The organism is Ramlibacter sp. AN1133 (assembly GCF_037890035.1).
In the GTDB taxonomy this organism is placed as follows: domain Bacteria; phylum Pseudomonadota; class Gammaproteobacteria; order Burkholderiales; family Burkholderiaceae_C; genus Ramlibacter.
In genome coordinates, this window is the sequence record NZ_JBBKTQ010000003.1 from 294,230 (window position 1) to 317,959 (window position 23,730).

The following is a 23,730-nucleotide window of genomic DNA, read 5'->3' on the forward strand; positions in this document are numbered from 1 at the left end:
GCTCATCTGGCAAGCGCAAGGAGACGACGTGCTGCTGCTGGTGGAAATCGTGAAGACGCTGGCGGAAATCGCCTTGCTCTCCCTGCTCGGTCAGGGAGTGCTGTGGATTCTGGCCGGCCGCACACGCGGACAGAACCCGTTCTACCAGCTGTTCCAGGTCCTCACCCGTCCCCTGATCCGCGGAGCCCGCCTGCTGTCTCCCCGCGTCGTCCTCGACCAGCACCTGCCGCTGGTTGCCTTCCTGCTCCTGTTCTTCGTCTGGGTGGTGGCCACCGTCACCAAGATCGACATCTGCGTGCGCATCGGGGTGCACCTGTGCAAGTGATGCGCCGCCTGCGTTTCCTCGGCTTCAAGTGGCGCGCCATCGGCTGGCTGGTGCTGGGGCGCCGGTCGCGCGCGCTGGCGCTGTTCGACCGGCTGCTGGCGGAGTTCCCGGACGACGTCTATGGCCTGGCCAGCCGCGCGCAACTGCTGGCGCAGCTGGGTGACCGCACGGGCGCGCTGGCCGTCCTGGAGCGGCTGCTGCAGGTGGATCCGGCCAACGCCCACCACTGGTTCAACCACGGGTTCCTGCTGGAAGAAGCGGGCGAATACACGCACGCCGAGGCGTCCTTCCGGCGCGCGACCGAGCTGTCTCCCCGGCTCGATCGGGCCTGGTACGGCCTCGGGCAGGTGCTGATCCGGCTCGGCCGCCTCGACGAGGCCGCTGCCGCCCTCCAGCGCAACACGCAATTGCAACCCATGAGCCCGTACGGCTGGTACCAGCTGGCGCGGGTCCATGTGGACCGGCAGCAGCCGGAGGAGGCGCGGAAGATCATCCGCCACCTCCACCGGTTCGAGCCGAAGGTGGCCGCCCAGCTGGAGCGCGAGACGGGCCTGACCGTTCCGCACGCCGGCTAGCGGCCGCCGACCGCACGGCCCGGTTGCATGCCGCGGCGCGAGCCGCGTGCGGGCCGCATTTGGCAAGGTGCGAGGACGAGAGGGCAAACGTCCAACAAGGAGACACGCATGCAGATGACCGCAAGCCATCGGGAGTACTGGCAGAAGAATCTCCGGATCACCGGGATCCTGCTGGCAATCTGGTTCGTCGTGACGTTCGTCGTGGGCTATTTCGCCCGCGACCTGAACTTCAAGTTCTTCGGCTGGCCCTTCAGCTTCTGGATGGGCGCGCAAGGGGCGCTGGTGATCTACGTGGCGATCATCTGGTACTACGCGCGCTACATGAACCGGCTGGACCAGCAATACGGCGTCGCCGAGGAGGAATGAGCCATGGCCACTCTCGCACCCGATAGCGGCGCGGCCTCCGGGCGGCAGGCATTCCGCAAGCAGCTGAACAAGGTCTACGGCTTCTACACCGGGGGCTTCATCGCCTTCGTGCTCGTGCTCGGCGTGCTGGAGCAGATGGGCCTGAACCGCGACTGGATCGGCTTCATCTTCCTGCTGGCCACCATCGGCCTGTATGCCGGCATCGGCATCATGAGCCGGACCACGGACGCCGCCGAATACTACGTGGCCGGCCGCCGCGTGCCCGCCGTCTACAACGGCATGGCCACCGGCGCCGACTGGATGTCGGCGGCCTCGTTCATCGGCATGGCCGGCACGCTGTACCTCACCGGCTACAGCGGCCTGGCGTTCATCATGGGATGGACCGGGGGCTATTGCCTGGTGGCGCTGTTCCTCGCGCCCTACCTGCGCAAGTTCGGGCAGTTCACCATCCCGGACTTCCTGGGCGAGCGCTACGGCGGCAACCTGCCGCGCTTCATCGGCATCATCGCGGCGATCCTCTGCTCGTTCACGTACGTCGTGGCGCAGATCTACGGCGTGGGCATCATCACCACGCGGCTGACCGGCGTCGCCTTCGAGATCGGGATCTTCCTGGGCCTCGGCGGCATCCTGGTGTGCTCCTTCCTCGGCGGCATGCGCGCGGTGACGTGGACGCAGGTGGCCCAGTACATCATCCTGATCCTGGCCTACATGATCCCGGTGGTGTGGTTGTCGGTGAAGCAGACCAGCGTGCCGATCCCGCAACTGGTGTACGGCTACCAGCTCGAGAAGGTGACGGCGCTGGAGGGGCGGCTGATCGCCGACCCGAAGGAGCTGGAGGTGCGCAAGGTTTCGGCCGATCAGGCCAGGGCGCTCGACGCCAAGATCAAGGACCCGCGCAACGCGCTCGCCGCCGACCGCGCCGCCGCCGAGAAGAAGGTGGCGGACCTGAAGGCCGGCAACGCGCCGTCCCCGCAGCTCCTGGCGGCCGAGAAGGAGCTGAGCAGCCTGCCCAGGGACGAAGCCGCTGCCGTCAAGGGCTGGACGGCCGCCAAGGCGGCGGCCGAGGCGCGCGACAAGCCGCTGGCGGGCATGCCGCGGCACGGTGCGATCTTCGCCGGCGACCCGAATGGCGACACCAAGGCCAGGGAAACCTACGACGTCGCCCGGCGCAACTTCCTGGCGCTGATCTTCTGCCTGATGGTGGGGACGGCGGCCCTGCCGCACATCCTCATGCGCTACTACACCACCCCCAGCGTGAAGGAGGCGCGCAGCTCGGTCACCTGGTCGCTGTTCTTCATCTTCCTGCTGTACTTCACGGCGCCGGCACTCGCGGTGCTGGTGAAATACGAGATCTTCAGCACCGTGGTGGGCAGCTCCTTCGACAAGCTGCCGTTCTGGATCTCGGCCTGGAACAAGGTCGACCCCGCCCTGCTGTCGGTGGTGGACCTCAACAAGGACGGCATCCTGCAGCTGGGAGAGCTGAAGATCGGCGGCGACATCGTCGTGCTGGCCACCCCCGCGATCGGCGGCCTGCCCTACGTGATTTCGGGCCTGGTGGCCGCCGGCGGCCTGGCCGCGGCGCTGTCCACCGCCGACGGCCTGCTGCTGACGATCGCTAACGCGCTGTCGCACGACCTGTACTACAAGATGATCGACCCGAATGCGCCTACCGCGCGCCGCGTGATGCTGTCCAAGGTGCTGCTGCTGGTCGTGGCACTGGCGGCCGCCGCCGTCGCATCGCAGAAACCGGCCGACATCCTGTTCCTCGTTTCGGCGGCCTTCTCGTTCGCCGCGGCGGCTTTCTTCCCGGCACTGGTGCTGGGGATCTTCTGGAAGCGCGCCACCGGCATCGCCGCCTCGCTGGGGATGGCTGCCGGGCTGGGCGTCACCTTCTACTACATGGTCACCACCCAGCCCTGGCTGCGCGGCGTCTTCGGCGTGACCTCGCCGATCGCGGACCACATCTGGTTCGGGATCCAGCCGATCTCCGCCGGGGTGTTCGGCGTGCCGGTCGGCTTCGCGGTGATCCTGCTGGTCAGCCTGATCACGCCGGCGCCGGACCAGAAGACCCAGGAGCTGGTGGAGCACGTGCGCTACCCCGAGTTGCGGGGGGCGGCGGCGCGCGCGGCCTGATCACGGCGCCTGCACATGCAAGCCCCGGGGGCCGCCCCGGGGCTTTTTTTTGGTTCTTCGCCGATTTCCGGGAGGACCCAAGGAGTGGCGCATCGAGGTCGTCGAGATGGGCTGATCTGCGACTGGCAAACGCTGGGGAGCCGTGCTCGGTGGACGTCGCGGCACTCTTGCCGGACCAGCCCGTGGCTGTCCGTCTCGGCGACTGTCCCCCGGCGCGGGTGCGTACCGTTGCCCGTGCCGGCGCCGCGCCCGCGCCTCCTCCTTGATGTCGCTGAGCCGGACAGCCACGCCCTGGTCCGGGTCGGAGGCAACGGGCGACCCTGCGTGGCCATCGCGCTCTTCTTCTCCTGGCTTCCCCGCGAATCGGCGAAGAACCCTTTTTTTCGGCCCGCCTACTGGCCCGCGCAGATCAGCCAGATCCGCGAGCACTTGCGGCAGCACACGTCCATCTCCTGCACGCCCACCCGCTGCCGCACCACCTCGAAGCGGCCGTAGTCGCCGCAGTCGGGGCAGCTGGCCTGGTTGGCGGTGTGCTCCGCCCGCATCAGCAGGAACAGGTAGCGGCGCAGCGCCCAGGCACCGATGACGGCGGACACCAGCACGTACATCACGTTCGCTTGCTGCAGTTCGCCTTGCGAGGTGCGGAACGCCTCCATGCTCGCGACCAGTGCGATCACGCTGAGGAAGGCCAGCACCATGTGCGCGTGGCTGGACAGGAGCTGGCGCTCGTACCACTTGCGGAAGCCCACGCGCCTGACCGTGTCCGCGAGATTGAAGTTCATCGGAGTCCTCTCATGCTTCGCTTCGTCGTTGATCGTGCATGGCGCGCGCAGCGCACGCGGTGTAAATTGCCGCATGCCCGACAGCAGTCGTCCGCCCGGCACCCCGCCCGCGAGCGCGGCCACGCCCGCCCCGGGGCTGCTGGCCGCGCTCCGGGCCGACCTGGTGCGCCATCCGCCGTTCGCCCAGATGACGCCCCAGGCCGTGGACTTCTTCCTGGCCAGCTCGGAGCAACGTTATTACGCGCCGGGCGAAATCTTGATCCAGCCGACCAGCGGCGAGGTGAAGGAAATCTTCTTCATCCGGCAGGGGGCGGTGTCTGGCGTGCGCGGGATGGCGGAGCTGTCCGGCGGCGCCTTCGAATATGAAGCCGGGGACCTGTTCCCGCTCAGTGCGGCGATGGCGCGCCGTGCCGTCACGGCCACCTATTCCGCCGTGGCCGACACCTTCGTGCTGGTGCTGCCGCGGCCGGCCATGAACGAGCTGGCGGCGACCAGCCCGGTCTTCGCGGACTTCATCAGCCGCCGGATCCAGCGCTTCGTCGACCTGTCCCGGCGCGCGCTCCAGATCGCCTACGCCTCGCAGACCGTGGCCGAGCAATCCCTGGAGACGCCGCTGGGCCAGCTGCTCACGCGCGCCCCGGTGACCTGCGACCGCGGCACGCCGCTGCGCGAGGCGCTGGCCCGGATGCAAGACCGGCGCATCGGCTCCATGCTGGTGACCGACGCGGCCGGAGCGGTGCAGGGCATCCTCACGCGCCACGACGTGATCGGCCGCGTGACGCTGGCCCAGGTCCCGCTCGATACGCCGATCGGCGCGGTGATGGTGCAGCCGGTGCATGCGCTGAGCGTGGCGCACACTGCGCAGGACGCCGCGCTGCTGATGTCGCGGCAGGGCATCCGGCACCTGCCGGTCACGCGCGAAGGCACGCTCGTGGGGCTGGTCTCCGAGCGCGACCTGTTCGCCCTGCAGCGGCTGTCGCTCAAGCAGGTGAGTTCGGCCATCCGCGGGGCCGCGGACGTGCCCTCGCTGGTCCTGGTGGCGCAGGACATCCGGCGCCTGGCGCGCAACCTGGTGAGCCAGGGCGTGCAGGCGCGCCAGCTCACGGCGCTGGTGAGCCACCTCAACGACGTGCTCACGCAGCGGCTGCTGGAGATCGAGGCGCAGGCGCGCGGGATCGCGCTGGACAGCCTGTGCTGGGTGGCGCTGGGCTCGGAGGGCCGGGGCGAACAGACGGTGGCCACCGACCAGGACAACGCGATCGTCCTGGGCGACGACAGCGACGACGCGCAGCGCCAGGCCGCGCTCGCCTTCGGCCGTGCCGTGAACCTCGCGCTGGAGCGCTGCGGCTACCCCTTGTGCCGCGGCGGCGTCATGGCCGGCGAGGCAGCCTGCTGCCTGAGCCGCTCCCAATGGCGGCAGCGCTTCGCCCGCTGGATCGAGCAGGGTGCGCCGGAGGACCTGCTGCAGGCCAGCATCTTCTTCGACCTGCGGCCGCTCGCGGGCAACGCGGGACTGGCCGAGGGGCTGCGCGAGGAGGTACTGGCCCAGGCGCGCGTGACGCCGCGTTTCCTCAAGCAACTCGCGCTCAACGCGCTGTCGCATGCGGCGCCGCTGAACTGGCACGGCGGCCTGGACACCGACGAGCGCGGCACGCTGGACCTCAAGCTGCAGGGGACCGCGCTCTTCGTCGATGCGGCGCGCATCTATGCGCTCGCGCAAGGCGTCGCCGCCACCGGCACGCGGCAGCGGCTGGAGGCCGCCGGCGCGGCGCTGGGCGCACCGCCCGCGGAATACGAGGCCTGGGTGGGCAGCTTCGAGTTCCTGCAGATGCTGCGGCTGCGCGGCCAGCTCGAGGCCGCGGGCGCGGCCGGCAACCGCGTGACGGTCGCCGACCTCAACGACATCGACCGGCGCATCCTGAAGGAATCGTTCCGCGTCGCGCGCCAGCTGCAGCAGCGGCTGCGCCTGGACTACGACCGCTGAGGCGCGATGCCCCTGTGGTCCTGGCATCGCCCCGCCGTCGCCGAGGATCGATGGCTGGTGGTGGACGTGGAGACCAGCGGCCTGGACGCGGCGCGCGACCGCCTGCTGGCCATCGCTGCCATCGCCGTGCACGCGGACTGGCGCGCGCGCTCGCTCGCCGTGCGCATCGCCGACAGCTTCGAAGTCGTGGTGCGCCAGGACGCGCCCAGCCCGCGCCAGAACATCCTGCTGCACGGCATCGGGGTGCAGCGGCAGCAGCAGGGCGTGCCGGCGCCCGAGGCGCTGCAGTCGTTCGCGCGCTTCGCCGGCCACTCGCCGCTGCTGGCCTTCCACGCCGCGTTCGACCGGGCGCTGATCGGCCGCCATGCACGCGCGGCGCTGGGGGCGGCGCTGCCGAACCGCTGGCTCGACATCGAGCACCTGTGCGCCGTCACCCACCCGCAGCTGCGGGCACGCTCGCTCGACGAGTGGCTCGGCTGCTTCCACATCCATTGCGCGGCGCGGCACCAGGCGATCGCCGACACCCTGGCCGAATGCGAACTGCTGCTGCGCATCTGGCCGCGCATGGCCACCGAGTGCGCCAGCTGGCGCGATGTCGAGCGGCTGGCCGCACGCCATCGCTGGGTGGCGCGCGCCTGAGGCCAGGGCGGCGACGCGCCCGGCCTAGGGAATGTCCGGACGCTTCGCTGCGGCGCGCGTCAGTTCGGCGTCAGACCGTCTTCGAACACTCGCGGCTTCAACCAAGAAGGAGACAACATGGCTACAGCTTCTGCCGGCACGCTTGCATCGAGTGCCGCCAGCGCGCCGATGACCCGCGAGGAAAAGAAGGTCATCTTCGCCTCGTCGCTCGGCACGGTGTTCGAGTGGTACGACTTCTACCTGTACGGCTCGCTGGCCGCCATCATCGGCGCGCAGTTCTTCTCCGGCCTGGACCCGACGTCGGCGTACATCTTCGCGCTGCTCGCCTTCGCCGCCGGCTTCCTGGTGCGCCCGTTCGGCGCCATCGTGTTCGGCCGCCTGGGCGACATGATCGGCCGCAAGTACACCTTCCTGGTCACCATCCTGATCATGGGTGCGTCGACCTTCATCGTCGGCCTGCTCCCGAGCTACAAGTCGATCGGCATCGCCGCCCCGGTGATCCTGATCGCGCTGCGCCTGCTGCAGGGCCTGGCGCTCGGCGGCGAGTACGGCGGTGCCGCGACCTACGTGGCGGAGCATGCGCCGCACGGCAAGCGCGGTGCGTACACCTCGTGGATCCAGACCACGGCGACGCTGGGCCTGTTCATGTCGCTGCTGGTGATCCTGGGCGTGCGCGAAGGCATGGACCCGAAGGCGTGGGCCGAGTGGGGCTGGCGCATTCCGTTCCTGGTCTCGATCGTGCTGCTGGCCGTTTCGGTGTGGATCCGGCTGAGCCTGAATGAATCGCCCGCCTTCCAGAAGATGAAGTCGGAGGGCAAGACCTCCAAGGCGCCGCTGACCGAATCCTTCGGCCGCTGGCCCAACCTGAAGATCGTGATCCTGGCGCTCCTGGGCCTCACCGCCGGCCAGGCCGTCGTCTGGTACACGGGCCAGTTCTACGCGCTGTTCTTCCTGACCACGATCGCCAAGGTGGACGTCACCACGGCCAACCTGCTGATCGCCGCCTCGCTGCTGATCGGCACGCCGTTCTTCATCGTCTTCGGCGCGCTGTCGGACAAGATCGGCCGCAAGCCGATCATCATGGCCGGCTGCCTGATCGCCGCGGCGACCTACTTCGCGGTGTTCCCGATGCTGCTCAAGGCCGCCAACCCCGCCCTGGTCGCCGCGCAGCAGGCCACCAAGGTCACGGTGACGGCCGACCCGAAGCAGTGCTCGTTCCAGGGCAGCCCGATCGCGCGCGAGATCGACTTCAACACCTCGTGCGACGTCGCCAAGCGCGCGCTGACGCAGTCGTACATCCCGTACGAGAACGTCGCCGGCCCCGCGGGCTCGCCCGCCACGATCACCATGGGCGGCAAGGTGATGACGGCGCCCGCTCTCACGCTGAACGCCGAGCGCCACGGCTTCTCCGCCGAGTCCGCCAAGTCCCTGGCCGAGTTCAAGAAGTCGGTCGGCGACACCGCCAAGGCAGCCGGCCTGACCGCCCCGGCGGCCAAGGACAAGATGAACACGGGCATGGTGCTGGCCATCCTGGTGTTCCTCGTGATCCTGGTGACGATGGTGTACGGCCCGATCGCGGCCATGCTCGTCGAGCTGTTCCCGACGCGCATCCGCTACACGTCCATGAGCCTGCCCTACCACATCGGCAACGGCTGGTTCGGGGGCCTGCTGCCCACCACGGCCTTCGCCATGGTCGCGGCCACCGGTGATATCTTCTACGGCCTGTGGTACCCGGTGATCATCGCTGCCATGACGTTCATCGTCGGCATGCTGTTCATCCGGGAAACCAAGGACGTGGATATCTACGCCCGCGATTAACCTTCAGTCGCGCTGCCCCGGAAAAGCCCGCCGCGCGCGGGCTTTTCTGTCGGGGCATGCAGGAGCTCGGATGACCATGACCAAGACAGACGCAGGAGTGCAGGTCCTCAAGGACCGGCGCAGCGGCCTGTCGCAGCGCCAGCGTGCGGCCCTGATCCTGATCGACGGCCAGCGCAGCGTCGAGGACGTGCTGGCCGCCACCTCCGCGGGCGGCATCACCCGGGCGGACATCGACCGGCTGGTGGAACTGGGCCTCGTCAGGGAGCAACTCATGCCCGCCCGGCCGGCGCGGCCCCCGGGCGGGGATTTCACCGATTCCAGCATGGCGGGCTGGGACCAGTACGTGCGCGCCTACGGCATCGCCACCGAGCTGGCGGCCCAGCTGGAGCGCAAGGACATCGAGCTCGCCCTGGCCGTGGAGGCCGCCGGCACCATCGCCGAACTCGACGCGCTGGCCCCGCGCCTGCGCGAGGCCGTCGGCCCCGTGAAGTTCGCACGGCTGGAAGCCGCCCTGCGGATGCGCTGAGCCCCGCCCGGCATCCCGGTCGAGCAGCCCGCACCGCGCCCGGGCTATAATCGCAGGCTTTTCCCCTTGCCGCACCCCGGTACCGGAGCCGTGACCTCCGGTCCAGCCATCCGGAGGCGGCTTTCATCCGCAAGGAGTTCTATGCGTCACTATGAAATCGTGCTGCTGATCCATCCGGACCAGAGCGAACAGGTTCCGGCCATGCTGGAGCGCTACAAGGGCATGATCACCGCCGGCAACGGCAAGGTGCATCGTGTGGAAGACTGGGGCCGCCGCCAGCTGGCCTACCAGATCAACAAGCTCGCCAAGGCGCACTTCCTGTGCATCAACATCGAGGCCGACCAGGCCGTGATGAGCGAGCTCGAGCACGCCTTCCGCTTCAACGACGCCGTGCTGCGCCACCTGACCGTGGTGAAGAAGAAGGCCGATACGGGCCCGTCCTCCATGATGAAGACCGTGGAGCGCGAGGAAGCCCGCAAGGCCCAGCAGGCGGAGTTCCAGTCGTAATCACGGCGGCGACTCGCCGGGAGTGAACCAGACGATCCTGAGCGCGCGTATCGCGGAGGCGAAAGCCCTGCGCTACACCCCCGCCGGATTGCCCGCCCTCGACCTGCTGCTCGAACACGAGTCCGAAGCCCTGGAGGCCGGGACGACGAGGCAGGTGAAGGTGCAGGTCCGCGCGGTGGCGTTCGGGACCGACGCCGAGACGCTTGCACGGCAGGCGATCGGCAGCGGATTCCGGTTCACGGGCTTTCTCGCCGCGTTGCGCGGCGGCAAGCACCCGGTGCTGCACATCCAGTCATTCCAGCCAGACCCGATTTGAGTTAAGGAGCCATCCATGGCCACGTTCAAGAAGTTCAACAAGGACAAGCGTCCGAAGCGCAACACCCAGTCGCTGCTGTTCAAGCGCAAGCGCTTCTGCCGCTTCACCGTCGCCGGCGTCGAGGAGATCGACTACAAGGACATCGACACCCTGCGCGACTTCATCTCCGAAAACGGCAAGATCATCCCGGCGCGCCTGACGGGCACCCGCGCGATCTACCAGCGCCAGCTCAACACCGCCATCAAGCGCGCGCGCTTCCTGGCGATGCTGCCGTACTCCGACCAGCACCGCATCTGAGGACAAGACGCCATGCAAGTCATCCTGCTCGACAAAGTCGTCAACCTCGGCAACCTGGGCGAGATCGTCAAGGTGAAGGACGGCTACGCCCGTAACTTCCTGATCCCGCAGGGCCGCGCCCGCCGCGCCACCGACGCCAACAAGGCCGAATTCGAGGCCAAGCGCGCCGAACTGGAAAAGCAGGCCGCCGCCAAGCTGACGGAAGCGCAAGCGACCGGCGAGAAGCTGGCCGGCCAGACCGTCAAGCTGACCCAGAAGGCCGGCGTCGACGGCCGCCTGTTCGGCTCGGTCACCAACTTCGACATCGCCGAGGAACTCACCAAGATGGGTTTCCCGGTGGCGAAGGCGCAAGTGCGCATGCCCAACGGCCCCATCAAGACCGTCGGCGACAGCAACGTCTCCGTGGCGCTGCACACGGACGTGGTGGTGGACATCAACGTGACGGTGTACGGCGAGACGGCGTAAGCCTCTTTCCGCATCGCGCGTCAAGGCCGCCTTCGGGCGGCTTTTTTTTGAAGGAAAACCGAAATTCCGGACGCAGAGGACGCAAAGGGTACGCAGAGGACGCAAAAGAACAGCCAATTTTGAAAAGGTATTCTTTGCGTCCTCTGCGTACCCTTCGCGTCCTCTGCGTCCGGCTGTTCGGCTGTCCGGCTTTCCTTCGGTGCACAGCTTCCAGCACGTTGTCCACAGCAAGCCCCCAGCGTTATCACTGGACATGTTTACAGCTGCGGCGGGACAATCGCACGAGGAGAAGGTGATTGATGTCCGCTGTTCTGAGTCCCGTCGAAGACGACTTCCCGCGCGAGCGCGACCGGCAGGTGGCGCAGCTGCGCATTCCGCCCCATTCCATCGAGGCGGAATCGAGCGTCCTCGGGGGCCTGCTGATCGACAACAGCGCCTGGGACCGCGTCGGCGACCTGCTGACAGAGAGCGATTTCTACCGCTACGAGCACAAGCTGATCTTCACGTCCATCGGCGGGCTGATCAACGGCAACAAGCCGGCCGACGTCATCACCGTCTACGAGCAGCTGCAGGGCCTGGGCAAGGCCGAGGAGATCGGCGGGCTGCCCTACCTGAACTCGCTGGCGCAGTACGTCCCCAGCGCGGCCAACATCCGCCGCTACGCGGAGATCGTGCGCGAGCGCTCCATCCTGCGCAAGCTGGTGACCGCCAGCGACGAGATCGCCACCGCCGCCTTCAACCCGCAGGGCAAGCCGGTGGAGAAGATCCTCGACGAGGCCGAGCAGAAGATCTTCCACATCGGCGAAGAAGGCTCGCGCTCCAAGCAGGGCTTCCACGACATGAAGAGCCTGGTCGTGCAGCTGATGGACCGCGTGCAGGAGATGGCGGACAACCCGAACGACATCACGGGCGTGCCGACCGGCTTCTACGACTTCGACCGCATGACCTCGGGCATGCAGGCCGGCGACCTGATCATCCTGGCCGCGCGTCCCTCCATGGGCAAGACCTCGCTGGCGATCAACATCGCGGAGCACGTCGCGCTCAACGAGGGCTTGCCGGTGGCGGTGTTCTCCATGGAAATGGGCGCGGCGCAGCTCGCCGTGCGTATCGTGGGTTCGATCGGCCGCATCGACCAGACCCACCTGCGCACCGGCAAGCTCACCGACGACGAGTGGCCGCGCCTGACGGAGGCGATCGAGAAGCTGCGCAACATCCAGCTGCACATCGACGAGACGCCGGGCCTCACCGTGAGCGAGCTGCGCGCCAACGCCCGCCGGCTGGCCCGCCAGTGCGGCGGCAAGCTGGGCCTGATCGTGGTCGACTACCTGCAGCTCATGAGCACGTCCACCAGCATGAGCGACGAGAACCGCGCCACGGCGGTGGGCGAGATCTCGCGCGGCCTGAAGATGCTGGCCAAGGAGCTCGGCTGCCCGCTGATCGCGCTTTCGCAGCTCTCGCGCGGCGTGGAGTCGCGCACCGACAAGCGGCCGATGATGTCGGACCTGCGCGAGTCCGGCGCCATCGAGCAGGACGCCGACGTGATCATGTTCATCTACCGCGACGACTACTACAACAAGGACTCCAAGGAGCCTGGCGTCTCGGAAGTGATCATCAGCAAGCAGCGCAACGGCCCCACGGGCACCGTGAAGCTGGCCTTCCTCAAGCAGCTGACCAAGTTCGAGAACCTGGCGAGCGGCAGCGAGGATTTCTAGTCCATCGGCGCGCGCCGCTTTCCTACGCGCCGCGGCCTCGCGCGGCGCGATGCTCTGCTCCAGAGAACCTCCGGAGACGCGCATGGAACAGGTCGACCTGACGCCCACCCTGGCCGAGGCCAGCCCGCCGATGACGGTGGAGCAGTTGCCCGCCGAGATGCGGGAAGACGCCTCCCCGCTCGAGAAGATCAAGGCCGCCGACGAGGCGCGCCCCGGCTTCCCCGGCGAACACTGGCTGGTGCTGGCGCTGGGGATCGCGCTGTGGCAGTTCACGCGCAAGCACCGGTATTGGGCGGTGCGGGCGGCGGGGGGCCTGGGCGCGAGCGCGATGGTGGCGCGGGCGGCCAGCGGCCGGCAGGGCCTGGCCAAGGTGCTGCGCTACACGCCGTTCGGGCGTGGGATCAGCAACTGCCCGCCGTGCGAGGCGCAGGCGACCCGCAAGCAGGATTCGCAGCCGTCGCATCCGTTCCCGACGTCGCGGTCGATGGCGCGGCGCTGAACGCACGACGGACGCTTCATTGAACCTCACCCCCGCCGGCGCGGGGGTGACGGCGGCTACAGCACTTCCGAAGCGAAATCCGCCAGCCGCGACCGCTCCCCGCGCGCCAGCGTGATGTGCCCGCTGTGCGGCCAGCCCTTGAACTTGTCCACCGCGAAGGTCAGCCCCGACGAGCCCTCGGTCAGGTAGGGCGTGTCGATCTGCGCCAGGTTGCCCATGCAGATGATCTTCGAGCCCGGCCCCGCGCGCGTGATGAGCGTCTTCATCTGCTTGGGCGTGAGGTTCTGCGCCTCGTCGATGATCACGTACTTGTTCAGGAAGGTGCGGCCGCGCATGAAGTTCATGCTCTTGATCTTGATCTTCGAGCGGATCAGCTCGTTGGTCGCCGCGCGACCCCATTCGCCGGCGCCGCCATCGGTCTTGCCCAGGACTTCGAGGTTGTCGTCCAGCGCGCCCATCCAGGGCCCCATCTTCTCCTCCTCGGTGCCGGGGAGGAAGCCGATGTCCTCGCCCACGCTCACCGTGGCGCGGGTCATGATGATCTCGGTGTAGCGGCGTTCGTCCAGCACCTGCGTCAGGCCGGCGGCCAGCGCCATCAGCGTCTTGCCGGTGCCGGCCGTGCCGGTGAGGGTGACGAAGTCCACCTCCGGGTCCATCAGCAGGTTCATCGCGAAGTTCTGCTCGCGGTTGCGCGTGGTCACGCCCCACACCGCGTTCTTCAGGTGGCCGTAGTCCTTCAGCGTCTTGAGCACCGCCGTCTTGCCGCGGATCTCGATCACGCGGGCATAGAGGCTCGGCTCGCCGGGCGCCTCGAAGTAGACGAACTGGTTGATGAACAGCGCCGGCACGATCGGCCCGCTGATGCGGTAGAAGGTATGCACCCCCTGCTGCCAGCTCTCCACCGTCTTGCCGTGCTTGGCCCAGAAGTCCGGGGGCAGGGCGAGCGAACCCGAGTACATCAGGTCCAGGTCGTCCAGCGTCTTGTCGTTCTTGTAGTCCTCGGTGACCAGGCCCAGCGCGCGCGCCTTCACGCGCATGTTGATGTCCTTGGACACCAGCACGACCTGCATGGGTACGTGCTTTTCCTGCAGGGCCTGCACCACGCTCAGGATCTGGTTGTCCGCCTTGCCGGGGGGCAGCCCCATGGGCAGGCCGGACGGCGACAGCGGCATGGTCTGGAAGAACAGGCAGCCGCCGGCCTCCTTGTGGCCGGTGGTGTCCAGCCGCAGGCCGTGGGCGATGTCGGCCCCCTGGGTGCCGGCCAGCGCGTCGAGCGAGCGGCTCGCCTGGCGCGCGTTGCGGGCCACTTCGGTCGTGCCCTTCTTGTGGCCGTCGAGCTCCTCCAGCACCACCATGGGCAGGAAGATGTCGTGCTCGTCGAAGCGGAACAGGCTCATCGGGTCGTGCATCAGGACGTTGGTGTCCAGCACGAACATCTTCTTGGGCCCGCTGGCCTTCTTCTTCTTGGGCAGCGGCGCGGGGGCCGCTGCTTCCTTCTTCTTGCCTCGGACGGCCGGCACGGGCTCCTCGACGACGGTCTCGGTATCGACCTCGCCGTATTCGTCCTGCAGGTCGCCGCCGCCGAAGCTGCGCGGGTCGAAGTCGTCGTGCGCCTGCGGCCGCTCGTCGACCAGGGCCTCATCCGCCGCGGGCGCCTCCGTTTTTCGCACCGCCTTGTGCGAGGAACGGGCCGGAGCGTCGAAGGCTTCCGGCGGGAGCATGGCGGCGCGCTTGGTCGGTGCGGGAGGCAAGGGCATAAGGAGTACGGCTTCCTGATGAGGTAGGAGGACAACAAAAAAGCCGCCAGGCAGGCCGGGCGGCTTCTTCGCTTCTGTCGATGATGACGCGTCGCGTCCGGGTCAACGGCATGAATTCATTATGCACATCGGCCGTGGCGCAACAATGTCAGCGGGCGCCCTGTTGCGCCGGTACGTCAAGCTCGACCGTGAAGCAGGACCGGACGGCTCAGGCAGCCTTCTTGAGCAGCTTGACGGCCTTGAGGACCTCGTCGACGTGGCCGGGCACCTTCAGGCCGCGCCATTCCTGCTTGAGGATGCCGTCGGCGCCCACCAGGAAGGTGCTGCGCTCGATGCCCTTGACCTTCTTGCCGTACATGATCTTGTTCTTCACCACGCCGAACATGTGGCACATCTTTTCCTCGGTGTCCGCGATCAGCTCGAACGGGAGTTCCAGCTTGGACTTGAACTCGTCGTGCGACTTCATGTTGTCGCGCGAAACGCCGAACACCGTGGCCCCCGCCTTGACGAAATCCTTGTATTTGTCACGGAACTGCATGGCTTCCGTGGTGCAGCCCGGGGTGTTGTCCTTCGGGTAGAAATACAGCACCACGATCTGGCCCACGTGCGACGTGTTCGTCACCTTGGTGCCGCCCGTGGCGTTCGCCTCGAATTCTGGTAGGGGTTTGTTGACAACGATCGCCATAGGTGTGTGGTTCTGGTGTGACAGTCTTGCGCGCGGACGGCGGGCTTCGCGCAGGCCCACCGCAAGCGCAGATTTTACCGTGAAACGGTAGGCCCCGCAGGCGCGGGGTCAGGCGGGCTGGATCAGGCCGCCGGCTCGAGCAGCAGGGCGACGGCCACCTCGCGGCCCTCCTGCGCCAGGATGTTGTAGGTGCGGCAGGCCGCCGCCGTGTCCATGGTCTCGATGCCGATGCGCGCCTGGGCCAGCGGCGCCAGCCACGCGGGCTTGGGAAAGCGGATGCGCGCTCCGCTGCCGAAGATCACCACTTCGACCTTCAGGCCGGCGAGCACCTCGAAATCGGCCGGCCCCAGGTCTTCGTAGCGCCCGGCCCAGGGCAGGCGCTCGCCGCGCGAGCCGATGACGACGCTGTGGGTGATCTTTTCCGTTCCCACGCCCACCCACCCGGGGCCGTAGCCGCTGATGGTCTGGGCGTCGGAGCGATCGGGCTGGAGCTTCAAGGTGCGGGTGGGTGAGGGTGCCGGGCTTGCTCGGGAGGGAGCTCCGGCGGAATATGTTCAAATTATAGGTTTCACCTCGTGCCACCGCCCTCGGGAGGGCCATTGAAGACCGTCCAGAAATCCGCCAAGCTCGCCAACGTGCTGTACGACATCCGGGGTCCGATCATGGATGCCGCCCGCCAGCTGGAGGAAGAGGGCCACAAGATCATCAAGCTGAACATCGGCAACCTCGCCCCGTTCGGCTTCGACGCCCCCGAGGAAATCCAGCAGGACATGATCCGCAACCTGCCGAATTCGGCGGGCTACTCGGACAGCAAGGGCATCTTCGCCGCGCGCAAGGCGGTGATGCACTACACGCAGCAGCAGGGCATCAAGGGCGTGACGCTCGACGACGTGTACCTGGGCAACGGCGCCAGCGAACTGATCGCGATCGCCACCAACGCGCTGCTGAACGAGGGCGACGAACTGCTCATTCCCTCGCCGGACTACCCCCTGTGGACCGCCTGCACGGCGCTCGCGGGCGGCACGCCCGTGCACTACATGTGCGACGAGAACAATGGCTGGATGCCGGATCCGGCCGACATCCGCCGCAAGATCACGTCCGCCACCAAGGGCATCGTGGTGATCAACCCGAACAACCCCACCGGCGCGCTGTATTCCGACGAGCTGCTGCGGGAAATCGTGGCGATCGCGCGCGAGCACGGCCTGGTGATCCTGGCCGACGAGGTCTACGACAAGGTGCTGTACGAGGGCGCCAGGCACACGGCGATCGCCAGCCTGTCCGAGGACGTGCTCACGCTCACCTTCAACTCGCTGTCCAAGAGCTACCGCTCGTGCGGTTACCGCGCGGGCTGGCTGGTCGTCTCGGGCGACAAGAAGGCCGCCGCCGACTACATCGAGGGCCTGACCATGCTCTCGAACATGCGCCTGTGCGCCAACGTGCCCGGACAGTGGGCGATCCAGACGGCGCTGGGCGGCTACCAGAGCATCAACGAGCTGGTCGGCCCCGGCGGGCGGCTGCGGCGCCAGCGCGACCTCGCCTACGAGCTGATCACCGCGATCCCCGGCGTCACCTGCGCCAAGCCGCAGGCGGCGCTGTACATGTTCCCGCGGCTGGACCCGAAGATGTACCCGATCCAGGACGACCGCCAGTTCTTCCTCGAACTGCTGCAGGAAACGCGCGTGATGCTGGTGCAGGGCACGGGCTTCAACTGGCCGCAGCCGGACCACTTCCGCATCGTGTTCCTGCCGCACGAGGACGACCTGCGCGAGGCCGTGGGCCGCATCGCCCGCTTCCTCGACCAGTACCGCCGGCGCCACAGCGCCTGACCTGCGCCCCTCCCATGGCTGCCCGCCTCGCCCTGCGCATGCTCGCCGTCTTCGCTGCGCTGGCGGCGGGGGGCGCGTGCGCGGGCGTGCAGTTCTCGCACAAGGACTGGGAGCTGGCCTGCGACAACACGCGCACCTGCCGCGCCGCCGGCTACCAGCCCGACGAGGCGCCGCCGGCGGTGTCGGTGCTGCTCACGCGCGAAGCCGGGCCGGCGCGGCCGCTGAGCGCGCAGGTGGCCATCGGCACCTACGACGACAGCAAGGCGACGGCGATGCCGGCGCAGGTCGAAGTCACGATCGGCGGCCGTTCCTTCGGCGCGATCGCGCTGAAGGCCGACGACGGCACCGGCACGCTCAACGCCACGCAGGTCGCGGCCCTGCTGCAGGGCCTGCTGCGCAGCGACGACATCGCCTTCGTGGCGCAGCGGGAGCGCTGGCGCCTGTCCAGCGACGGCGCCGCCGCCGTGCTGCTGCGCATGGACGACGTGCAGGGGCGCCTGGGCACCACCGGCGCGCTGGTGCGCAAGGGCGGCAACGGCGAGCAGGGCGTGCTGCCGCCCGTGGCCAGGCCCGTCGTGCGGACGGCCGCGATCTCGGGCGCCGCGCCGCGCGAGGCGCTGGCCATCGCGGTGCTGCGCAGCCTGCGCAAGGCCCCGGACGACTGCCCCGACCTGAAGGAGCCGAGCGAGGCACCCAGGGCATGGCGGCTCGATGCGCACCGCGTGCTGGTGTCGGCGCGCTGCTGGCTGGCGGCGTACAACTTCGGCTACGGCTTCTGGGTGGCCAACGACAAGCCGCCGTACCGCGCCGTCGCCGTGACGTACAACGGGACGGAATTCGAGCCGGAGCGCAGCCGCATCCTGTCGATGCAGAAGGGCCGCGGGCTCGGCGACTGCTTCGCGATGGAGCATTGGGTGTGGGACGGGGCGCGCTTCGTCCACACGGAGGAAGCCACCACCGGCATGTGCCGGCTGGTGGCCGCGGGCGGCCCCTGGATGCTCCCCACGCTGGTGAGCGAGGTGGTGCCGCCGGCGGCCAAGAGGACCATAGAGGAAAAGAGATAGTGAAACCGATCCAAGTCGGCCTGCTGGGCATAGGCACCGTGGGCAGCGGCGTGTTCAACGTCTTGCGCCGCAACCAGGAGGAGATCCAGCGCCGCGCCGGCCGGCGCATCGAGATCACCATGGTGGCGGACCTCGACGCCGCGCGGGCGGAGGCCGTCACCGGGGGCGCCGCCAAGGTGGTGAAGGATGCGCGCGAGATCATCGCCAACCCGGACATCGACATCGTCGTCGAACTGATCGGAGGCTACGGCATCGCGCGCCAGCTGATGATGGAAGCCATCGCGGCCGGCAAGCACGTCGTCACCGCCAACAAGGCGCTGCTGGCGGTGCACGGCACCGAGATCTTCGCCGCCGCCCACGCCAAGGGCGTGATGGTGGCCTTCGAGGCGGCCGTGGCCGGAGGCATCCCGATCATCAAGGCGCTGCGCGAGGGCCTGACCGCCAATACCATCCAGTGGATCGCCGGGATCATCAACGGCACCACCAACTTCATCCTGTCGGAGATGCGGGACAAGGGCCTGGACTTCGAGGTGGTGCTCAAGGAGGCCCAGCGCCTGGGCTACGCCGAGGCCGATCCCACCTTCGACATCGAGGGCGTGGATGCGGCGCACAAGGCGACGATCATGAGCGCCATCGCCTTCGGCGTGCCGGTGCAGTTCGACAAGGCGTACGTCGAGGGCATCACCAGGCTGTCCTCGCACGACATCGAGTACGCCGAGCACCTGGGCTACCGCATCAAGCTGCTGGGGATCACCAAGCGCACCGACAAGGGCATCGAGCTGCGCGTGCATCCCACCCTGGTGCCCGCCAAGCGCCTGATCGCCAACGTGGAAGGCGCGATGAACGCGGTGGTGGTGCAGGGCGATGCCGTGGGTACCACGCTGTACTACGGCAAGGGCGCGGGCAGCGAGCCGACGGCCAGCGCCGTGATCGCCGACCTGGTGGACGTCACGCGCCTGCACACGGTGGACGCCGCGCACCGCGTGCCGCACCTGGCCTTCCAGCCGGACCAGATGAGCGACGAGCCGATCCTGCCCATGAGCGAGGTCGTCACGAGCTACTACCTGCGCCTGCGGGTGGCCGACCAGGCCGGCGTGCTGGCCAAGGTGGCGGGCCTGCTGGCCAATGCCGGCATCAGCATCGACGCGATGCTGCAGCGCGAAGCCGCCGCCGTGGGCGGGGCCGGCTCCACGCACACCGACCTGATCCTGCTGACGCACAGCGTGCGCGAAGGCACGATGAACGAGGTGCTCGCGGCGATGCAGGGCCTGGCGACGGTGCTCGCGCCTATCGTGCGGATCCGCAAGGAAGAACTGGCCTGAAGGCGCAAGCGATGCTGTATCTGTCCACCCGCGGCCACCCGGACCGCAAGCACTTCTGCGAGATCCTGCTCGAGGGCCTCGCGCCCGATGGCGGGCTGTACCTGCCGGAGCGCTATCCGCAGGTCGATGCGGCCACGCTCGCGCGGTGGCGCGGCCTGCCGTACGCGGAGCTCGCCTTCCAGATCCTGTCGCTCTACATCGACGACATTCCGGCGGATGACCTGCGGGCCATCTGCCGCAGGACGTACACGGAGGAAGTGTTCGGCTCGCGCGAGATCGTGCCGCTGAAGCAGCTGGAAGAGGGCGTCTACCTTCAGGCGCTGTCCAACGGCCCGACGCTCGCCTTCAAGGACATGGCGATGCAGCTCCTGGGCAACCTGTTCGAGTACGAACTGGCGCGCCGCGGCGAAGAACTGAACATCCTGGGCGCGACTTCGGGCGACACCGGCAGCGCGGCGGAATACGCGATGCGCGGCAAGAAGGGCGTGCGGGTCTTCATGACCTCGCCCAACGGCCGCATGAGCCCCTTCCAGCAGGCGCAGATGTTCAGCCTGCAGGACGCCAACATCCACAACCTCGCCGTCGACGGCGTGTTCGACGACTGCCAGGACATCGTCAAGGCGGTCTCGAACGACCTGGAGTTCAAGCGCAGGTACCGCATCGGCACGGTCAACTCGATCAACTGGGCGCGGCTGGTGGCGCAGGTGGTGTACTACTTCGCGGGGTACTTCCAGGCCACGCCCTCCGAGGGCCGGAAGGTCAGCTTCGCCGTGCCCTCAGGCAACTTCGGCAACATCTGCGCCGGCCACGTCGCGCGCATGATGGGCCTGCCGATCGACAAGCTCGTGCTGGCCACCAACGAGAACGACGTGCTCGATGAGTTCTTCCGCACCGGCATCTACCGCGTGCGCGGCAGCCAGGACACGTACGAGACCTCCAGCCCCTCGATGGACATCTCCAAGGCCAGCAACTTCGAACGCTTCGTGTTCGACCTGCTCGCACGCGACGGCGCGAAGGTCCGCTACCTGTTCGGCGAGGAGCTGCCCGCCAAGGGCCGCTTCGACCTGTCGCACGAAGCGCTGGTCGCGCGCGAGCGCTACGGCTTCGTCTCCGGCCGCAGCACGCACGCGGACCGCGTGGCCACCATCCGCGACACCTACCGGCGCTTCGGCACCATGATCGACACCCATACCGCCGACGGCCTGAAGGTCGCGCGCGAGTACGTGCAGGCCGGCACGCCGATGATCGTGCTGGAGACGGCGCTGCCGATCAAGTTCGCCGCGACCATCGTGGAGGCCCTGGGCCGCGAGCCCGATCGTCCCGCGAAGTTCGCCGGCATCGAGGACCTGCCGCGCCGCGTGAGCGTGCTGCCGGCCGATGCCGGGCGCGTCAAGCAATTCATCGCGGCGCACTGCCCATGAGCTCCTACCGGTTCCCTGGCTCTTCGCTTCGCGGAGGGCCGGCATGAAGGTCATCGGCTTCGCCGGCTATTCCGGCGCGGGCAAGACCCACCTCGTGGAGCAGCTCATCCCGGCGCTCAAGCTGCGCGGGCTGCGCGTGTCCGTGGTGAAGCACGCCCACCACAACTTCGACATCGACCACCCGGGCAAGGACACCTACCGGCACCGCGAAGCGGGCGCCTTCGAGGTGGTGGTCGCCTCGGACCTGCGGCTGGCGCTGATGCGCGAGTTCGAACAGCCCGCCCGGCTCACGGTGCACCAGCTGCTCGCCGAGCTGTGGGACGGCGTCGACTGGGTGGTGGTGGAGGGCTTCAAGGAAAGCAACCTGCTCAAGATCGAGGTCTGGCGCGCCGATGCCGGCAAGCCGGCACGCTACCCGGACGACGACTTCATCGTGGCGATCGCCACCGATTCACCGCAGCAGCTGCCGCAGGCGACCCTGCGGCCGGTGCTGGACCTGAATGACCCTGATGCGGTCGCGCAGTGGCTGGTCGACAATGGCGACAGGTTCGACTACGACCCGGAGCGATACGCGTGAATGCACCCCGTCCTGCGCTGCGCCCCCTGGATGACGCGCTGGCCGCCCTGCTGGCGCAGGCGCAGCCGCTCGCCGGCAGCGAAACCGTCGCGACCTTCGACGCCGACGGCCGCGTGCTCGCCGAGGACCTGGTCTCGGCGCTGCAGGTGCCGCCGCAGGACAACAGCTCCATGGACGGCTATGCCGTGCGCCGCGGCGAGATCGCCGACGAGGGCGTGCCGCTGCCGGTCAGCCAGCGCATCCCCGCCGGCGCCGCCCCGCAGCCGCTGCAGCCCGGGACGATCGCGCGCATCTTCACCGGCGCACCGGTGCCCGAAGGCGCGGATGCGATCGTGATGCAGGAAGACACGCAGGCGCTGGAGGACGGCCGCGTGCGCATCCTGCGCGTGCCCGATGCCGGCCAGTGGATCCGCCGCAGCGGCGAGGACATCACCCGCGGCAGCACCGTGCTGGCGCGCGGCGAGCGCCTGGGCCCCGCCGCCCAGGGCCTGGCCGCGAGCATCGGGCGCGAGCGCCTGCAGGTCGCGCGGCGACCACGCGTGGCGCTGTTCTCCACCGGCGACGAGCTGGTGATGCCGGGGCAGGTCGCGCCCGAGGCGATGAAGCCCGGGGCCATCTACAACTCCAACCGCTTCTTCCTGCGCAGCCTGCTGCTGCGCCTGGGCTGCGAGGTGCGCGACCTGGGCATCGTGCCGGACCAGCGCGAGGCGACCCTGCAGGCGCTGCGCGAGGCCTCGCGCGACAACGACGTGATCCTCACCAGCGGCGGCGTGTCCGTCGGCGAGGAGGACCACATCAAGCCCGCCGTGCAGCAGCTCGGCTCGCTGGACCTGTGGCAGATCGCGATGAAGCCGGGCAAGCCGTTCGCGTACGGGACGATTGCCGTGCAATCGTCCCGTCGCGATGCGCAGGATGTTGGCACCCCCTCCCCGACCCTCCCCCGCCAGGCGGGGGAGGGCTTCTGTCACTTCATCGGCCTGCCGGGCAACCCGGTCTCGAGTTTCGTCACCTTCCTGCTGCTGGTGCGCCCCTTCCTGCTGAAGCTGCAGGGCGCGACGCAGGTCACGCCCGTCGCCGTGCAGCTGCCGGCGCATTTCGACTGGCCGCGGCCGGACAAGCGCCGCGAGTTCCTGCGCGCGCGGCGCAATGCGCAGGGCCGGCTGGAGCTGTTCGCCAACCAGAGCTCCGGCGTGCTGACCTCCACGGTGTGGGCGGACGGCCTGATCGACGTGCCGGCCGGCACGACCATCGCGAAGGGCGACCCGGTGCGCTTCCTGCCGCTGGCGGAGCTGCTGGCATGAACCTGCGCATCAAGTATTTCGCCTCGATCCGCGAAGCCGTGGGGCAGGGCAGCGAGTCGGTGCAGACGCGCAGCGAGACCCTGGGCGCGCTGCGCGACGAACTGGTTGCCCGCGGCGAGCCCTATGCGTCCGTGCTGGCGCGCGGCAAGGCGGTGCGCATGGCGCTGGACCAGGTGATGAGCGACGACGCCGCCGTCCTGCGCGAGGGCAGCGAGGTCGCGTTCTTCCCCCCCGTGACGGGCGGCTGAGGCCGGCGATGGCGGCACGCGTTTCCATCCAGACCGGGGACTTCGACGTCGCCGCCGAGATCGCGTCGCTGCGCCGCGACGACCGCGGCGTGGGGGCCGTCTGCAGCTTCATCGGCACGGTGCGGGACCGCAGCGAAGGCGCGAGCGTCAGCGCGATGGAGCTGGAGCACTATCCGGGCATGACGGAGAAGGCGATCGAGCAGATGATCGACGAGGCCTTCCGCCGCTTCGACATCCGCGCCGCGCGCGTGATCCACCGCGTGGGCCCGTTGCAGGTGCAGGACCAGATCGTGCTGGTCGTGGTCACCTCGGCGCACCGCGGCCAGAGCTTCCAGGCCTGCGAATTCCTGATGGACTACCTCAAGACGCAGGCGCCCTTCTGGAAGAAGGAAACCACCGCCGAAGGCGAACGCTGGGTCGACGCGCGGGTGGCCGACGATGCCGCGCTCGAGCGCTGGGGCATCGCGAGCAGGAATACCTGAAGACAGATTGCCGGACGCAGAGGACGCAAAGGGTACGCAGAGGACGCAGAAAGAAGACATCTTCAGATGGATGTCCTTTTGCGCTCTCTGCGTACCCTTTGCG

At 68.5% G+C, this 23,730-nt stretch carries 26 protein-coding genes; 22 read left to right on the forward strand and 4 right to left on the reverse strand.

Annotated elements, in window-relative coordinates:
• The first annotated feature begins 28 nt into the window (after positions 1-28).
• The 4 genes from WG923_RS05995 to WG923_RS06010 all read left to right on the forward strand — a co-directional run bounded on the left by WG923_RS05995 (position 29) and on the right by WG923_RS06010 (position 3,399).
• Complete coding sequence (locus WG923_RS05995) at positions 29-325, forward strand: hypothetical protein (protein WP_340350023.1); 297 nt, start codon at positions 29-31, stop codon at positions 323-325.
• Positions 325-900 carry a tetratricopeptide repeat protein gene (locus WG923_RS06000; RefSeq protein ID WP_340350024.1) on the forward strand — a complete coding sequence of 192 codons (576 nt, stop codon included), beginning with the start codon at positions 325-327 and terminating at the stop codon, positions 898-900. Before WG923_RS05995 ends, WG923_RS06000 begins: the two co-directional genes overlap by 1 nt.
• A gap of 108 nt (positions 901-1,008) precedes the next feature.
• Positions 1,009-1,266, forward strand: a complete 258-nt coding sequence (locus tag WG923_RS06005) for a DUF4212 domain-containing protein (RefSeq protein WP_340350025.1) — start codon at positions 1,009-1,011, stop codon at positions 1,264-1,266.
• A 3-nt stretch (positions 1,267-1,269) separates the two neighbouring features.
• Positions 1,270-3,399, forward strand: a complete 2,130-nt coding sequence (locus WG923_RS06010) for a sodium:solute symporter family protein (RefSeq protein WP_340350026.1) — start codon at positions 1,270-1,272, stop codon at positions 3,397-3,399.
• A gap of 392 nt (positions 3,400-3,791) precedes the next feature.
• Here the strand turns inward: WG923_RS06010 and WG923_RS06015 are convergent, their stop codons facing one another.
• Positions 3,792-4,181 carry a hypothetical protein gene (locus WG923_RS06015; protein ID WP_340350027.1) on the reverse strand — a complete coding sequence of 130 codons (390 nt, stop codon included), beginning with the start codon at positions 4,179-4,181 and terminating at the stop codon, positions 3,792-3,794.
• A gap of 73 nt (positions 4,182-4,254) precedes the next feature.
• On the opposite strand from WG923_RS06015, the gene WG923_RS06020 reads away from it, so the two are divergent.
• From WG923_RS06020 to WG923_RS06065, 10 genes are all read left to right on the forward strand, one after another.
• Positions 4,255-6,165: a DUF294 nucleotidyltransferase-like domain-containing protein gene (locus tag WG923_RS06020; protein ID WP_340350028.1), complete on the forward strand. Its 1,911-nt coding sequence runs from the start codon at positions 4,255-4,257 to the stop codon at positions 6,163-6,165.
• A gap of 6 nt (positions 6,166-6,171) precedes the next feature.
• On the forward strand, positions 6,172-6,804 hold the full coding sequence (locus WG923_RS06025; RefSeq protein WP_340350029.1) for a 3'-5' exonuclease: 633 nt from the start codon (positions 6,172-6,174) through the stop codon (positions 6,802-6,804).
• A 117-nt stretch (positions 6,805-6,921) separates the two neighbouring features.
• Positions 6,922-8,622, forward strand: coding sequence for an MFS transporter (locus WG923_RS06030; RefSeq protein ID WP_340350030.1), 1,701 nt, complete (start codon positions 6,922-6,924; stop codon positions 8,620-8,622).
• A 76-nt stretch (positions 8,623-8,698) separates the two neighbouring features.
• Positions 8,699-9,148, forward strand: a complete 450-nt coding sequence (locus WG923_RS06035) for a hypothetical protein (RefSeq protein ID WP_340350031.1) — start codon at positions 8,699-8,701, stop codon at positions 9,146-9,148.
• 141 nt (positions 9,149-9,289) lie between these two features.
• Positions 9,290-9,655 (forward strand): 30S ribosomal protein S6, encoded by a 366-nt coding sequence (gene rpsF / locus WG923_RS06040; protein ID WP_171557074.1) that lies wholly within the window; start codon positions 9,290-9,292, stop codon positions 9,653-9,655.
• A gap of 22 nt (positions 9,656-9,677) precedes the next feature.
• A complete protein-coding gene (priB, locus tag WG923_RS06045; RefSeq protein WP_340350032.1) occupies positions 9,678-9,971 on the forward strand; it encodes a primosomal replication protein N in 294 nt (97 codons plus the stop codon).
• 15 nt (positions 9,972-9,986) lie between these two features.
• A complete protein-coding gene (gene rpsR / locus WG923_RS06050; protein ID WP_201692678.1) occupies positions 9,987-10,268 on the forward strand; it encodes a 30S ribosomal protein S18 in 282 nt (93 codons plus the stop codon).
• Positions 10,269-10,280: 12 nt separating this feature from the next.
• A complete protein-coding gene (gene rplI, locus WG923_RS06055; protein ID WP_340350033.1) occupies positions 10,281-10,733 on the forward strand; it encodes a 50S ribosomal protein L9 in 453 nt (150 codons plus the stop codon).
• Positions 10,734-11,032: 299 nt separating this feature from the next.
• A complete protein-coding gene (gene dnaB, locus WG923_RS06060) occupies positions 11,033-12,445 on the forward strand; it encodes a replicative DNA helicase (RefSeq protein WP_340350034.1) in 1,413 nt (470 codons plus the stop codon).
• An 82-nt stretch (positions 12,446-12,527) separates the two neighbouring features.
• Positions 12,528-12,944: a hypothetical protein gene (locus WG923_RS06065; protein WP_340350035.1), complete on the forward strand. Its 417-nt coding sequence runs from the start codon at positions 12,528-12,530 to the stop codon at positions 12,942-12,944.
• A 56-nt stretch (positions 12,945-13,000) separates the two neighbouring features.
• Here the strand turns inward: WG923_RS06065 and WG923_RS06070 are convergent, their stop codons facing one another.
• The 3 genes from WG923_RS06070 to WG923_RS06080 form a co-directional block, all read right to left on the reverse strand.
• The gene (locus WG923_RS06070) at positions 13,001-14,701 is read right to left on the reverse strand and encodes a PhoH family protein (protein WP_340350036.1); all 1,701 of its coding nucleotides are present in this window, start codon (positions 14,699-14,701) and stop codon (positions 13,001-13,003) included.
• Positions 14,702-14,909: 208 nt separating this feature from the next.
• Positions 14,910-15,386 carry a peroxiredoxin gene (locus WG923_RS06075; RefSeq protein WP_340350037.1) on the reverse strand — a complete coding sequence of 159 codons (477 nt, stop codon included), beginning with the start codon at positions 15,384-15,386 and terminating at the stop codon, positions 14,910-14,912.
• A gap of 122 nt (positions 15,387-15,508) precedes the next feature.
• The gene (locus WG923_RS06080; RefSeq protein ID WP_340350038.1) at positions 15,509-15,883 is read right to left on the reverse strand and encodes an Mth938-like domain-containing protein; all 375 of its coding nucleotides are present in this window, start codon (positions 15,881-15,883) and stop codon (positions 15,509-15,511) included.
• A gap of 102 nt (positions 15,884-15,985) precedes the next feature.
• Here WG923_RS06080 and WG923_RS06085 point away from each other — a divergent pair, with 102 nt between their 5' ends.
• Genes WG923_RS06085 through WG923_RS06120 form a run of 8 tightly spaced genes read left to right on the forward strand, consistent with a single transcriptional unit; the run spans position 15,986 to position 23,627 of the window.
• Complete coding sequence (locus tag WG923_RS06085; RefSeq protein ID WP_340350039.1) at positions 15,986-17,212, forward strand: pyridoxal phosphate-dependent aminotransferase; 1,227 nt, start codon at positions 15,986-15,988, stop codon at positions 17,210-17,212.
• A gap of 14 nt (positions 17,213-17,226) precedes the next feature.
• A complete protein-coding gene (locus WG923_RS06090; RefSeq protein WP_340350040.1) occupies positions 17,227-18,276 on the forward strand; it encodes a DUF1176 domain-containing protein in 1,050 nt (349 codons plus the stop codon).
• The gene (locus WG923_RS06095) at positions 18,276-19,598 is read left to right on the forward strand and encodes a homoserine dehydrogenase (RefSeq protein WP_340350041.1); all 1,323 of its coding nucleotides are present in this window, start codon (positions 18,276-18,278) and stop codon (positions 19,596-19,598) included. The genes WG923_RS06090 and WG923_RS06095 overlap by 1 nt, the downstream gene beginning before the upstream one ends.
• An 11-nt stretch (positions 19,599-19,609) precedes the next feature.
• Positions 19,610-21,019 carry a threonine synthase gene (gene thrC / locus WG923_RS06100; protein WP_340350042.1) on the forward strand — a complete coding sequence of 470 codons (1,410 nt, stop codon included), beginning with the start codon at positions 19,610-19,612 and terminating at the stop codon, positions 21,017-21,019.
• A 43-nt stretch (positions 21,020-21,062) separates the two neighbouring features.
• Positions 21,063-21,596: a molybdopterin-guanine dinucleotide biosynthesis protein B gene (gene mobB / locus WG923_RS06105; RefSeq protein WP_340350043.1), complete on the forward strand. Its 534-nt coding sequence runs from the start codon at positions 21,063-21,065 to the stop codon at positions 21,594-21,596.
• On the forward strand, positions 21,593-22,897 hold the full coding sequence (locus WG923_RS06110; RefSeq protein ID WP_340350044.1) for a molybdopterin molybdotransferase MoeA: 1,305 nt from the start codon (positions 21,593-21,595) through the stop codon (positions 22,895-22,897). The genes mobB and WG923_RS06110 overlap by 4 nt, the downstream gene beginning before the upstream one ends.
• The gene (gene moaD, locus WG923_RS06115; RefSeq protein ID WP_340350045.1) at positions 22,894-23,145 is read left to right on the forward strand and encodes a molybdopterin converting factor subunit 1; all 252 of its coding nucleotides are present in this window, start codon (positions 22,894-22,896) and stop codon (positions 23,143-23,145) included. Before WG923_RS06110 ends, moaD begins: the two co-directional genes overlap by 4 nt.
• An 8-nt stretch (positions 23,146-23,153) precedes the next feature.
• Positions 23,154-23,627, forward strand: coding sequence for a molybdenum cofactor biosynthesis protein MoaE (locus tag WG923_RS06120; RefSeq protein WP_340350046.1), 474 nt, complete (start codon positions 23,154-23,156; stop codon positions 23,625-23,627).
• The last annotated feature ends 103 nt before the right edge of the window (positions 23,628-23,730 follow it).

What these genes read in the sequence shown, in the direction of transcription:
- WG923_RS06020 (WP_340350028.1), top strand. Translation starts at nt 4,255, where the DNA reads ATGCCCGACAGCAGTCGTCCGCCCGGCACCCCGCCCGCGAGCGCGGCC.
- WG923_RS06010 (WP_340350026.1), top strand. Translation starts at nt 1,270, where the DNA reads ATGGCCACTCTCGCACCCGATAGCGGCGCGGCCTCCGGGCGGCAGGCA.
- WG923_RS06025 (WP_340350029.1), top strand. Translation starts at nt 6,172, where the DNA reads ATGCCCCTGTGGTCCTGGCATCGCCCCGCCGTCGCCGAGGATCGATGG.
- WG923_RS06070 (WP_340350036.1), bottom strand. Translation starts at nt 14,701, where the DNA reads ATGCCCTTGCCTCCCGCACCGACCAAGCGCGCCGCCATGCTCCCGCCG.
- rpsR (WP_201692678.1), top strand. Translation starts at nt 9,987, where the DNA reads ATGGCCACGTTCAAGAAGTTCAACAAGGACAAGCGTCCGAAGCGCAAC.
- WG923_RS06065 (WP_340350035.1), top strand. Translation starts at nt 12,528, where the DNA reads ATGGAACAGGTCGACCTGACGCCCACCCTGGCCGAGGCCAGCCCGCCG.
- mobB (WP_340350043.1), top strand. Translation starts at nt 21,063, where the DNA reads ATGAAGGTCATCGGCTTCGCCGGCTATTCCGGCGCGGGCAAGACCCAC.
- rplI (WP_340350033.1), top strand. Translation starts at nt 10,281, where the DNA reads ATGCAAGTCATCCTGCTCGACAAAGTCGTCAACCTCGGCAACCTGGGC.
- dnaB (WP_340350034.1), top strand. Translation starts at nt 11,033, where the DNA reads ATGTCCGCTGTTCTGAGTCCCGTCGAAGACGACTTCCCGCGCGAGCGC.
- WG923_RS06090 (WP_340350040.1), top strand. Translation starts at nt 17,227, where the DNA reads ATGGCTGCCCGCCTCGCCCTGCGCATGCTCGCCGTCTTCGCTGCGCTG.
- WG923_RS06120 (WP_340350046.1), top strand. Translation starts at nt 23,154, where the DNA reads ATGGCGGCACGCGTTTCCATCCAGACCGGGGACTTCGACGTCGCCGCC.
- rpsF (WP_171557074.1), top strand. Translation starts at nt 9,290, where the DNA reads ATGCGTCACTATGAAATCGTGCTGCTGATCCATCCGGACCAGAGCGAA.
- WG923_RS06030 (WP_340350030.1), top strand. Translation starts at nt 6,922, where the DNA reads ATGGCTACAGCTTCTGCCGGCACGCTTGCATCGAGTGCCGCCAGCGCG.
- thrC (WP_340350042.1), top strand. Translation starts at nt 19,610, where the DNA reads ATGCTGTATCTGTCCACCCGCGGCCACCCGGACCGCAAGCACTTCTGC.
- WG923_RS06000 (WP_340350024.1), top strand. Translation starts at nt 325, where the DNA reads ATGCGCCGCCTGCGTTTCCTCGGCTTCAAGTGGCGCGCCATCGGCTGG.
- WG923_RS06075 (WP_340350037.1), bottom strand. Translation starts at nt 15,386, where the DNA reads ATGGCGATCGTTGTCAACAAACCCCTACCAGAATTCGAGGCGAACGCC.
- moaD (WP_340350045.1), top strand. Translation starts at nt 22,894, where the DNA reads ATGAACCTGCGCATCAAGTATTTCGCCTCGATCCGCGAAGCCGTGGGG.
- WG923_RS06035 (WP_340350031.1), top strand. Translation starts at nt 8,699, where the DNA reads ATGACCAAGACAGACGCAGGAGTGCAGGTCCTCAAGGACCGGCGCAGC.
- WG923_RS06005 (WP_340350025.1), top strand. Translation starts at nt 1,009, where the DNA reads ATGCAGATGACCGCAAGCCATCGGGAGTACTGGCAGAAGAATCTCCGG.
- WG923_RS06015 (WP_340350027.1), bottom strand. Translation starts at nt 4,181, where the DNA reads ATGAACTTCAATCTCGCGGACACGGTCAGGCGCGTGGGCTTCCGCAAG.